The sequence below is a fragment of the Kitasatospora sp. NPDC059747 genome, assembly GCF_042732955.1.
GTDB lineage: Bacteria > Actinomycetota > Actinomycetes > Streptomycetales > Streptomycetaceae > Kitasatospora.
In genome coordinates, this window is the sequence record NZ_JBHWGV010000190.1 from 1 (window position 1) to 10,852 (window position 10,852).

The window sequence follows — 10,852 nt, forward strand, 5'->3', positions numbered from 1 at the left end:
CGGCACACGCCCCCCCTCGGTGGGGGCCTCAAAATTTGCTGGGGTGGGTGGCTTTCCCCTTTTTTTTTCAATTTTTTTATTGCGGGGGGCCTCTTGTGGCGCCCCGCCACAAATCCATTTCAGGATTGATAGCGGAGGGCATCTTGCAGGTCACGATTGACGGAGTTACCTACGTCAGCCATGAGGACCCCGCATGGAGGCGCGAGAAGAATTATATGGCCAAGGTTGACCTCGCTCCGTTCGACCTTGCAGGGATGCTCGAGCAGCTGTGGCTTCGGGAGCTCGAAGAGGGCGGCGGCTATGAGGTTTGTTGCATCCCCTTTTATGCCTACGGTCTTGCGCTGGGCGACGTGGTGGGAAAGAGCGGGTCGGACACCGTTGATAGTTTGATCAGTAAGTCGGGGCGTCGTGTCCTTCGGGTCTTCTTCGCCGAGCCTCGGCCTTCGGTGGACAGTCGGTCTGCGCTCCGTAGCGCAGTGGACTTGGCCGGGCTTCTGAGTGAATGGAACGGCGATCGCCTCGCCGCGATCGATGTCCCGGATATTTCGGTGATGCAGCCGGTCTTCGATTCTGTCCAGAGTGAAATTCAGAATGGAACGGCTTTCTGGGAGTGGAGTGATGCCAAGAACTTCAGGTCTGCCTAGGATGACCGGTTCTGAAATCCTTGGAATTAGCCAGGCTGGTGAAAGCATCTCGGCGAGCTCGTCGAAAAAGCAGGAGCAAGAATCAGTGGCTCGCGATGAGCTACTGATGGAGCTCTCGGGGTTTCTACTATCGGCGCATTCGCGGCTAATTGAGGAGATTCCTGAATTGCGCGAAAATCAGCCATCCGGATGATCAATGGGAGCTCGCAGCCGCAATTTCGACGAAGTTAGATTGCATGCCCAGAGGCCCCGCTGAAGAGTCTTCAGCGGGGCCTCTGGGCGTCTTGACGGCAGTAGTTGACGGCAACGTCAGTGGACGGGTGCTGCACAAAGCGGCGGATCGTCGCCTTCAGCGGGCTCGGCGCGGTCGGCTGCGGGGCGCTGGAGGGTGTTGCCGAGGGCGTCGATGGCCTGGCGCTGGAGGCGGAGCCGGACGTGGGCATACACCGTCGCGGTCACGCCGATGTGGGCGTGGCCCAACAGTTCCTTGATGACGACGAGTTCGATGCCCTGTTCCAGGAGGAGGGTCGCCGTCGAGTGCCGGAGGTCGTGGAAGCGGATGCGGCGGAGCCTGGCCCGGCGGAGCAGGGCGGTGAAGTGCCGGGTGAGGGTGGCTCCCTCGATGGGGGACCCGTCGGGCCGGGTGAAGACGTAGCCGCTGTCCTTCCAACCCGTGCCCGCCGCTTCGCGTTCCTGGCGCTGCCGGTCGTGGTGTTGTCCGAGGGAGCGCAGGCACGGCGTGGGTAGGGCGATGCGCCGTTCGGAGCTCTGGGTCTTGGTCGGCAGAGCGGTCAGGCCGCCGGTGTTGGTGCGCTGGAGGGTGCGGCGGATGCTGGCGGTTCCGCCGGCCAGGTCGAGGTCTTCCCAGCGCAGCCCGAGGAGTTCGCCCTTGCGGAGCCCGGTGCGCAGGGCGAGTTCGAACAGCGCGTGCAGACGGTGGTCGTGGGTGGCGGCGAGGAATGCGCGGGCCTCCTGGGTGGTGAGGGGTTCGAAGCGGCGAGGGCGAGGTGTGCCCATCCGGACGTTGCGGGCCACGTTGCGCGGGATCTCCTCTTCGCGGACGGCGTGCTCCAGAGCGGACTTGAGTACGGAGTGGACGTAGGCCAGCGTCAGCGGGGACAGGCGCTTGGAGCAGCACTTCCCGATGGCACAGCACTGCGGCTGGTCGCGGGCGGTGTCCATGCCGCGCGCGCAGCACTGGCAGGTGGTGCGGAGTTGGTCGAGCCAGGTGCGGACGTCCTTGGCGGTGAGCTTGGCGAGCTTCTTTCGTCCGAGGCCGGGGATGAGGTACAGGCGGACGACGGCGGTGTAGCGGGTGTGGGTGTTCTCGCGGAGCCGGTGGACGGCGACGGTCTCCAGCCAGTAGGTGAGGAAGGCGGCGATGCTGCCTTGCGCGGAGGGGGCGGGGACTCCGCGGTTACTGGTGGCGATCTTCTCGGTGAGTTTGACCAAGGCGTCCTTGCGGGTGTTCCCGTAGACGCGGACGCGCTTGCGGGTGTCGCCGACGGCCAGGACGTAGCCGGCGGCTTCCCAGCGGCCGTCCTTGCGCTCATAGACGGTGCCGTCACCGTTGGCGCGGACCCTGCGAGAACTGGTGCTGGGGCCGGGGTTGGTTTCGGAGCTGGTCATCAGGCTGCCTCTGCGAGTTGGTGGTGGACGAGGGCGGTCAGAGCGTGGGCGGGGATGCGGCGGGCGCGGCCGATGGTGATCGAGGCGAGCTGCCGGGTGCGGATGAGGTCGTAGACGGTGGAGCGGCTGATCCTTAGGCGTGCCATGACCTCGGGAACGGTGAGGAGCTCGGTCTCGGCGGTCACGCGATCGCCCCCGTCTGGACGGGGGTGGTCAGCGGGTCGGTGGAGTGACCGGCCCGGTCACGGGAGCGCTGTGCGTGCCTGGGGCGGCTTGGCTGCTCGGGCCGGGGGCGCGGTGTGGTGGACAGGAGGTCGGCGAGGTGCACGAGTTCGGGTAGGAGGCCGGTTCCGGCGTACTGCCAGTGCGAGATCACCAGCGTCGTGTCCGCGCCGCCGGATCGCCCGTTCTTCGCGCGGTGACCTGCGCGGTGACCGGGGCCGGGGTCGGTGTGACCGGCGGTCAGGTCATTGCGGTCCTGGCGGTCACTGTGCCGGTCAGGGACCGGGTGGCCCTCACCGGTCGGTTCCTGGCCGGCGTGTCGGCCGACAGCTGCCGGGTCGAGCGGCGTCGAGGCAGAGGTGGCGTCATCTTGGCGGCCGCGCCAGGTGGTGCGTTCGGCTCGGAGGTGGGTGAGGGTGGTGGAGTAGTGACGGGTGCGGGTGGAGAAGTGGCCTCGGAAGCCGAGCATGTGGGCCCACTGGCGCAGGCGGAGGTGGGTGTGCTCGGGCCGGGTGCCGAGGTGCCAGGCGGTGTGGATCATGCGGCGGGCGTGGTCGGTGAGGTCGTGCTGGGCGAGTTCGGCGAGGAAGCGCAGTCGGCGGTCTAGGGTGCCGGTGGTGGTTTCGGCTCCCTTGGTGGCGTACTTGGCGATGTAGGCGGCGACGTGGCGGTCGGTGACGGGGACGTCGCCGGTGAAGTCGGTACTGTGGATCGCGCGGACGTCGATCTGCCGCCCGAACCGGAACACCGAGGGTTCCGGCGGCTGGGCCCGGTCGCCCTCCCCGGCCCCGGAGAGGTGCTGGACGCGGGTGCGTTTGGCGGCTGCGAGGATGGCGTGGTCGAGAAGCTGGGTGGTGGCCCAGGTGGGTGCGGTGCTGTTGGGGCCGGTGGGTCCGTCGATGCGGATGACGGTGTGGAAGTGGATCTGGCCGCGCTTTTGGTATTCGGCGACCTTGGCGTAGGAGAGCGTGGCGTGGTGGCGCAGGGTGCGCTGGGTCAGTCCGGCGGCCTTGGCGATCTCGCGGCGCAGGTGGGTGGTGAAGCGTGCCCACAGGGCGGGGGCGTGGGCGTTCCACAGGACCGCGCCGGTGTAGTCGTACCGCTGCGGGTTCAGCGGGGTGCCGAGGAGCGGGTCGCCGTCGGCGTGCCGGGTGCCGCAGGTGCAGGGGGTGGTGCCGGGTTGGTTGTGGACGGGGCCGAAGCCGGGGGCGGTGAGGGTGGCGAAGACGCGGGGGTGGGTGGCGACGCTGGTGGGGACGGTCTTGCCGCCGCGTAGTCCGGCGGCGATGAGCTGGTAGGTGTCGTAGCGGTAGAGGGTGGAGCAGGCAGGGCAGCGGGTGGTGCGGCGGTTGCCGCAGCGCACCAGGAGTTCGCCGGCGGGCAGGTGGCGGCTTTCGAGGTGGTCGAGGACCTGGCCGGTGGCGGTGTCCAGGCGGGTACGGTGGCCGGTCATCCGGATCGGGCGGGCGCAGCCGCCCAGGGAGCCGATCTGCCGGGCCAGGGGCGCGAGGTATCCGGCGGCGGCGAGCTTGGCCAGCCTGGCGGTCAGCCGCGCCCGGCGTTCCAGCGCCGAGTTCCTGTTCGCGGACGTGTCGGGGCTGGTGGTGAGCGCCGGTGCGGCGAACGCCGCGCTGGCGGGAGTGGAGGTGGTTGCGGGGGTGGAGAGTTGGAGCTGCGCGGGCATGGGGACAGACCTCCGGCAGGAGTCGGGAGAAGAGGAGAGGCGATTGAGGGGCGACCCGGGTGATCGGCGCACGTGGGCACGGTGCGCGTGACGGCGGGCGCGGATGGTGGGCCGGGGACGTCTGGCCTGGTCAGCAGTGGTGTTCACCAGCGGTGCGTGAAGGTAGCATCGCTTCAAGCGCGCATTCAAGTGCATCCCTCCTCATCTGTTTCGGTGGCCGGTGGGACGCGAGTACTGTGGCCCCGGTCTTCCGTTTTGGACGGGCCGGATTTCAGTGGTAAAGGCGCAGAGAAGGCGGGGTGACCTGCGGTGACGGTGGGACGGCGGGGGCGTAGACCGGCGGGCGGCACGGTGCTGCTGACGTTCGAGGTCATCGCTGAGGCCCTGCGGGAACGGATTCGCTCCGGCGGGCTGAAGCCCGGGGACGCGCTGCCGACGCAGGCCGTGTTGATGGCGGAGTACGGGGCCTCCAGCCTGTCCGTGCAGAAGGCCATGGTCCTGCTGAAGCAGGACGGCTACGCGATCTCCCGCCCCGGCAAGGGAGCCTTCGTCGCCCACCCCGACGCCGACACCGACGGCGACTCAGGTGACGGGGCGGCGGGGAACACACCCGTCGGCGGGACGGCGGCGCGCGTCGAGGCGCTGGAGCTGGCACTGGCCGAGACGCTTGATCAGCTCAACGCTCTGCGCGCCCGCGTCGAGGCCCTCGAAGCGGGCGGCACCGAGCGAGGTTGCTGACCCGTCGGCCGCTGGACGGCAGGGGCTGGAGCTGTGCGTCCAGATTTTCTCTACGAGGTTCAAGGCGGGCCCCGCCCGTTGGAGGTGGCCCGACGTCGCCGACCGACCCAGGGTCGGGCCGGCCCCGAGGTCTTCACGGGTGTCGGCGGTCAGGCGGTCCACCGGGTCGTGAGCGGGGCTCGACTGGTGCCCGATGGGAGCAAGTTGTGGGGTAAGCGCTGCTTACCCCAGCACCGCCCAGGGTCGGAGCAAGTTGTGGGCTATGGACTCCTTGCCCGCAACGTGGAGCAAGTTGTCGCCTGCGACCGTCCTACGGACGGATCGTGGGCAGCAGGGTCGGCCAGGGGCCCGACCCGCTTCTATCGCCGGGCTCGCCGAGGGCGGTGGCCGAGTCGCCTCCGGCACGGCGCGAGGCTCCCCGCCGACCGCACCCGCGCCGAGCGACCAGCCCACGCACGAGCAGTGCCGTACCGCGTGCCGAGACGCCGACCAGCAAGCAGCAGTCCGAACTCGCCCCCCGCGATCGGGAGGGTCAGGACGCCAGAAGTTCCGCGACTTCGGGGACGTCGCCGAACGCCCGAAGCCGGTCCAGCACGATCCGCGTGCGCTCCGTGGTGCGTTCGCTGCCGCTCTGCCCCAGGGCGAGCATCCGGCCAGCCGTCCCGGCTGCGGCCTCAGGCTCGTTCGCATCGGCGTAGGCCACGGCCAGCCAGGACAGGTACAACGCCAATTCCCTCGCGTGACTGGCGTCGTAACGGCCCAGGACGTCCGTCAGCAGCGGAACGGCGCGCAGGGGCCGGTGCAGCTCGGTGTAGACGCGTGCCTCCATGACCTGCAGTTCCCCGGCGTCCATCCAGTACAGGTACGAGGGCGACTCGGTGCCGGTCGAGTCCTGGGCCAGGGCCTCGCTGGCCTCCCCGAGGGCAGCCATCGCCGGGCGGTCCTGGCCGGCGCGGGTGTGCGCCCAGGCCACCCGGTCCAAGTACAGCGCGCGGGCCTTGGCTGGAGCATCGGGACCGGCCTCCGCCACGGCGGCGGCAGCCAGGTCCACCGCGTCGCGGGGGCGTCCGGTGTTGCTCCACTGGTAGGCCAGCGAGCCCGCCACGTTCCCCGACAGCACCCCGTCCCCGGCGGCACGGGCAGCGCTGATCCCGAGCCGGTAGATCCGCTCCGCCTCGGCATGCTCGCCCGCGTCGGAGGCGACCCAACCGGCGATCTGCGCCAATTCGCCAATCGCCCGCAGTAGTTCGCGGCCCACCTGCTCGGCGTGGGTGCCCTCGCGGTAGAGCGTGACCGCCGCCCGCAGTTCCCGCAGGGCCGGGCCGATCAGGTCCTTCCCGTACACCACGTCGTCGGCCAGCCGCAGGCCGTGCACCCGCCGAGCCAGGTCGGCGACCTGCCCGGCGCCGATCCGCCGGCCGGTACGCGCACTCAGCGGGGCCAGCGGGTCGTCCTCGGGCAGGAAGTCGGCCAGGGTCGGCACACGCGGCGTGGGCACGGCCGGTGGGACGGCCTTGGCCGCCTCCATCAGCTCGCGCGGCACCTCCAGTACCTGCGCGAGGAAGGGAAGCCACTCCCGGGGAGAGCGAGTGCCGATCTCCCAGCGCGACACGTCGTTTCGTGTCGGTGGAACCCGCCCGGGAGCGGCCTGGGCCAGCGCGTCGGCCAGCCGCCGCTGACTCCAACCTCGCGCCAGGCGAAGCCGCCTGATGAGTTCCCCGACCGTCTCGCGCACCAGGCCAGCTTGGCAGACACAGCGGCAGACACGCTGGCTACTCCGCAAGGTTCACGCCAACGGGATCCTGATCAACAGATCCGGCCGAGGAAGGGAAAGCAGCATGGCCAAGGCGACACGGTGGCGGGAGCGCCCCGGCTCCGTCTGCGCGGAGTGCGTCAGGCTCCGCAAGCGTGCCCGCGCAGCTGTGCGCAGCCACGACCGCTCCCGGCTGGCCGACCTGCGGGTGATGCAGGACAGCCACCGCAAGGCCGACCACGGGCAGGCGCAGATGAACCAGGACGGCGGTCGTCCGGAACACCTGGCGCGCAGGAACGCGGAGTCCGCGGTGGGCGGCCTGCGGTTGCTCCCGTGGACCGCGCCGGACGGCCGCCTCTGCTACCTGAGCACCAATGGTCAGGGCTACCTCTCGGCACTCGCCGACGGCATCGAAGCGATGCAGCTCAGCATGGGTGAAGAACTGTTGGCGTATGCCCGGGGCGTCCTGGCTCCGGGAGAGCGGGTGCCGTCGAGCGTCGAGTACCGGTGGCTGGCCTGCCGGCTGACCGAGGCTCTGTCGGACGCCCTCAACGTCGCGGACTCGCGCGGGCAACGCATCCCCACTCCCCAGCAGGAAGCCGACGAACGCTGATGGGCATGACCAGCCGCTACCGGTTCCGCGAGTACAACGTGATGACCGACCCTGACCCCATGGCGCTGCCGACCTTCGAGGCAGTCTGCATCACCGGTGAAGAAGAGGACTGCGCAGCCGCATCGGGCCGGATGCACACCCCCGAAGACCTGACCCGCTGGATCGCCGGGCACTGCGCGCAGACCGGTCACCAGTCGTACGAGCAGAGCACCCGCATCATCGTCCGCGCTGAGCCCGGAGCATGGCAGTAAGATCACGCGCGCAGCCAGCGGCAGGGCAATTGGTCTATACCTCTGACGGCAGTAGTGACGGCAACAACCACGGAATTCGGCGCACATCCACGGACGCCAACGGACCGTCAAACCACCGTTGACCTGCGACAAAGCAGGTAGAGAGGGGTCGCGTAGCACACGTACTATGTGCTGGCGGGGACAACGCCGGTACTCGTTCACAATTGCCAGGGAGGCTACGATGCTTCCGGGGCAGTGTGTTCCTGCCCCAGCCCAAGGCCTGCTACGTGGACTATCGACGCGATCCAGCATCCAGATAGCGCAATCCATGCAGCCGAGCAAGGTGGTGAGGGCATGATGGTGACCCTCGACAGAGCGGGTGCAGATGCCAGACGCGCCAATAATTTGCGAGGCATAGCAACTCAACCAGGCCTAGATAGAGATGAATTCCCGCCCGCGGTTTTCAAGGAAGGGGCAGGCGCCCACGTAAAGCATATTCTGCTCGGGGACAATCGAGGCGCCGGTTCCGATATGAAGAACCAGCTCATAGATATTCCGAATGGCAGCCGGGTGAGGGTCACAATTATGAGCCTCGCCTACATATTGGGGCAGACTCCATGATATGTGAGGTGCAATGAACAAGTTGCTGTCGATTGCGAGTGGGGCAATCTCCCCCAGTGCGCCGAAGGTCGTCTCGGCTTTTGGTAGCTTTGCCAATTCTCTCGATGCTCTGCTGGTCGAAATGAATGGATTCTACGCTTTTGAGTCGGCACTTCATGTTTTCCCTTCGGGGGAGGCTGGACTTCCGGGTCGGTCTGTTGAGGAGTGGAATTCAAAGTCGCTTTGGCGGGATAGCTACGGTCACTTGATGCCGGATGTAATCTTCTTTGCGGAAGATGTTTTCGGCGGTCAGTTTGCCGTAGCTCGGGACGGTGTCGTCTACTCCTTTAATCCTGAGACTGCTGCTCTTGTGAGATTCTCCGAAGACGTTGCGAGGTGGCGGGGTGATGTTATTGCAGACTGGAATCATGCCACAGGTTATTCTGTGGGACATGAGTGGCAGATGCGGAATGGGCCGCTGCCCGTCGGGCATAGGCTTGTGCCGAAGATCCCCTTCGTCGTTGGTGGGGAATTTTCCTGCGAAAATATGGTCCCCGTGGAGGCTGCGGCGGCGCTGAAATATTGGGGCAGATTCGCACTTGCAATTGCAGGGGGGCGGGATGGTGACCAATTCAGGTTCGATCCGAATGTGATTGAAGGGTTGAGGTGTGGAATTTGGTCATCGAGAGGAGAATCCACCTGTCGCTGCTTCGGGTGACATCATTGTGGATGAACTCTAGCCGGCGATAATTTCATATTAGACGTACGAGCCCTCATCGGCCGCGAGGTCGATGAGGGCTCGGTGTGTCTATCGTCCGGAAGCGGACGGGGGAATAAGGTGCTTGGTGGCCTAGTAATATGACCTTGCCGATGTTTTGCGGGTGAGTAGCACTGTTGGCATATGGGGCTGAGGATGGTCAGCGCCTGTGACTACACTGATCTTCGGCGCGGGGGCGCTGCTCCGGAGGTTCACCGTGACCGCCCCCCTGCCCTCTCAGCCCGCGGGCGACCCGACGGGCCAGCCGTCGGCCCCGTCCGCGCCGGACACTGGCAGCACGCTGATCACCCAGGACACTCTGACCCGTCTCCTCGCCCGTGAGAAGAGCCAGGGCGAGCGCGCCGCCGTCAAGAAGCTCGTGGCCGACCTGGGCTTCGCGGACAGCGGCGCCCTGTCCGCCTGGGTCGAGGCGCAGCGCGCGGCAGAGCAGGCCTCGCTGTCCGAGGTCGAGCGGCGGGAGCAGGCCGCCGAGCAGCGCGAGCGTGCCGCGGAGCAGCGTGAGGCGGAGGCGTTCGCCCGCCTTCGGGCCGCCGTGCGGCAGACGGCGCTCGCCCGCCTGGGCGCGGGCGGTGACGACCTCGCCGACGCCGATCGGCTGCTCGACGTTCCCGACGACGCCGACGAGCAGGCCGTTGCCGCCGCAGCCGCCGCCCTCAAGGAGCGCCGACCCGGGCTGTTCGGCACCGCAGCGCCCACCACGCCGCCGCCCGCGCCCGGGAGATCCCCGGCGGGCGGGCCGCCGCCGCGAGGCCAGGCCCCCGCCACCGCCGGCTCCGCCGGCCTGGACATGGCCCGCCGCCGCGGCTTCCTGCCCACCAGCTGACAGCCACCTGACCCGGCAGCAACCCGGGACCCGCGGGGACCACGCCCCATTCGCCCGTGGACAGCACCACCGAGCGGTGAGTGCCCGAACCCCACCGCCCACCCGACCCCGAGGAGGGGCCGCCTTGACCGTTCAGCCGATCTCCACGTCGGCGTCGTACACCGCCGACCGCAGCTGGCTCGGCTCCCTGCACGGCATCGACTCCACCGAGACCATCACCCTCGACATCACCAAGTTCACCACCGGCATCCACTACCAGCCCTCCGCCGACACCACGCAGCCGTACAGCCGCGTGCTGTCCGGCGTCCCCGTCGCCCGGATCACCGCGTCCGGCCTCTACGGCCAGTTCGACCCGGCCGCGACGGACGGCCGCCAGCAGCTGGCCGGCCTGGTCTTCGCCGACGCCGTGTTCCCGCCCGGCCAGACCAAGGTCGCCGCCGCGATGCTCTGGCACGGCGTCGTACGCGCCGCGAAGGTCCCCGGCGGCCTCGACCCCAGCAAGATCCTGCCGTCGTCCACCGGCTCGCTGATCCGCTTCGTCTGAAAGGAGATTGACCTGTGACCATCCAGGACCTGCTGACCGGCGTCAGCGCCACCGACCTGACCGCGTTCGCCCGATCGATCCCCACCCCGGCCGACTTCCTGCTCACCCAGAACATCCTGCCCACAGTCGTCGCCACAGAAGTGAAGTGGCGCATCCGGCAGACCAGCCGCTACGTCAACACTGCCAAGTACTGCACCTATGACGCCTCGGTGCCGTTCGCCGAGCGCCAGGTTGGCGGAACATCGACGATCACCTGCTGGCGATCACGCCGCTGGTCGGCACGAGCACCTCACCCTCGCCCCATGTCAGCCGCGTGACCTGCAACTTCAAGGCCATCAGACTGTGGAATCACGGGCTCCTGCCAGGACTGCAACCCTAAGGCGCTTCCGCAGAGCGGGCTCGGCGTGGGAAACGATCACGTCGAGCGTGGGAACGCGCTCCGCTCGGCCTTGCACAGGTCCTGATCAACGAGTTTCGTCGGCGCCCCTACGACGCCGCCGGCAACCAGCTCATCCGCCGCGACCCTGGCAAGACCACCATCAACCTGGGCGGCGACGAACTCGTCTACAGCGGCGGCACCATCACCGGCGTCCG

General features: G+C 68.1%; 12 protein-coding genes. 8 read left to right on the forward strand and 4 right to left on the reverse strand.

Annotation, left to right across the window (positions count from 1 at the left end):
• Nucleotides 1-215: 215 nt before the first annotated feature.
• The gene (locus ACFV4G_RS41275; RefSeq protein ID WP_380448380.1) at nt 216-644 is read left to right on the forward strand and encodes a DUF4265 domain-containing protein; all 429 of its coding nucleotides are present in this window, start codon (nt 216-218) and stop codon (nt 642-644) included.
• A 309-nt stretch (nt 645-953) separates the two neighbouring features.
• Here ACFV4G_RS41275 and ACFV4G_RS41280 read toward each other — a convergent pair whose 3' ends face one another.
• From ACFV4G_RS41280 to ACFV4G_RS41290, 3 genes are read right to left on the reverse strand one after another with little or no spacing between them, the layout of a single operon-like run.
• Complete coding sequence (locus ACFV4G_RS41280; RefSeq protein WP_380448382.1) at nt 954-2,273, reverse strand: tyrosine-type recombinase/integrase; 1,320 nt, start codon at nt 2,271-2,273, stop codon at nt 954-956.
• A complete protein-coding gene (locus ACFV4G_RS41285; protein ID WP_380448384.1) occupies nt 2,273-2,458 on the reverse strand; it encodes a helix-turn-helix domain-containing protein in 186 nt (61 codons plus the stop codon). Before ACFV4G_RS41285 ends, ACFV4G_RS41280 begins: the two co-directional genes overlap by 1 nt.
• Nucleotides 2,455-4,179, reverse strand: coding sequence for a replication initiator (locus ACFV4G_RS41290; protein WP_380448386.1), 1,725 nt, complete (start codon nt 4,177-4,179; stop codon nt 2,455-2,457). Before ACFV4G_RS41290 ends, ACFV4G_RS41285 begins: the two co-directional genes overlap by 4 nt.
• A 351-nt stretch (nt 4,180-4,530) precedes the next feature.
• Between ACFV4G_RS41290 and ACFV4G_RS41295 the strand changes: the two genes are divergently transcribed.
• A complete protein-coding gene (locus ACFV4G_RS41295) occupies nt 4,531-4,917 on the forward strand; it encodes a winged helix-turn-helix domain-containing protein (RefSeq protein ID WP_380448388.1) in 387 nt (128 codons plus the stop codon).
• Between the two features lie 532 nt (nt 4,918-5,449).
• Here the strand turns inward: ACFV4G_RS41295 and ACFV4G_RS41300 are convergent.
• Nucleotides 5,450-6,652 (reverse strand): helix-turn-helix domain-containing protein, encoded by a 1,203-nt coding sequence (locus tag ACFV4G_RS41300; RefSeq protein ID WP_380448390.1) that lies wholly within the window; start codon nt 6,650-6,652, stop codon nt 5,450-5,452.
• A 103-nt stretch (nt 6,653-6,755) separates the two neighbouring features.
• Between ACFV4G_RS41300 and ACFV4G_RS41305 the strand changes: the two genes are divergently transcribed.
• The 6 genes from ACFV4G_RS41305 to ACFV4G_RS41330 all read left to right on the forward strand — a co-directional run bounded on the left by ACFV4G_RS41305 (nt 6,756) and on the right by ACFV4G_RS41330 (nt 10,575).
• A complete protein-coding gene (locus ACFV4G_RS41305; RefSeq protein WP_380448392.1) occupies nt 6,756-7,283 on the forward strand; it encodes a hypothetical protein in 528 nt (175 codons plus the stop codon).
• Nucleotides 7,284-7,288: 5 nt separating this feature from the next.
• The gene (locus tag ACFV4G_RS41310) at nt 7,289-7,534 is read left to right on the forward strand and encodes a hypothetical protein (RefSeq protein WP_380448394.1); all 246 of its coding nucleotides are present in this window, start codon (nt 7,289-7,291) and stop codon (nt 7,532-7,534) included.
• 613 nt (nt 7,535-8,147) lie between these two features.
• On the forward strand, nt 8,148-8,831 hold the full coding sequence (locus ACFV4G_RS41315; RefSeq protein WP_380448396.1) for a hypothetical protein: 684 nt from the start codon (nt 8,148-8,150) through the stop codon (nt 8,829-8,831).
• Between the two features lie 208 nt (nt 8,832-9,039).
• Nucleotides 9,040-9,714 (forward strand): hypothetical protein, encoded by a 675-nt coding sequence (locus tag ACFV4G_RS41320; protein WP_380448398.1) that lies wholly within the window; start codon nt 9,040-9,042, stop codon nt 9,712-9,714.
• A gap of 124 nt (nt 9,715-9,838) precedes the next feature.
• On the forward strand, nt 9,839-10,258 hold the full coding sequence (locus tag ACFV4G_RS41325; RefSeq protein ID WP_380448399.1) for a head decoration protein: 420 nt from the start codon (nt 9,839-9,841) through the stop codon (nt 10,256-10,258).
• Between the two features lie 14 nt (nt 10,259-10,272).
• Nucleotides 10,273-10,575, forward strand: a complete 303-nt coding sequence (locus ACFV4G_RS41330; RefSeq protein ID WP_380448401.1) for a hypothetical protein — start codon at nt 10,273-10,275, stop codon at nt 10,573-10,575.
• Nucleotides 10,576-10,852 lie beyond the last annotated feature (277 nt).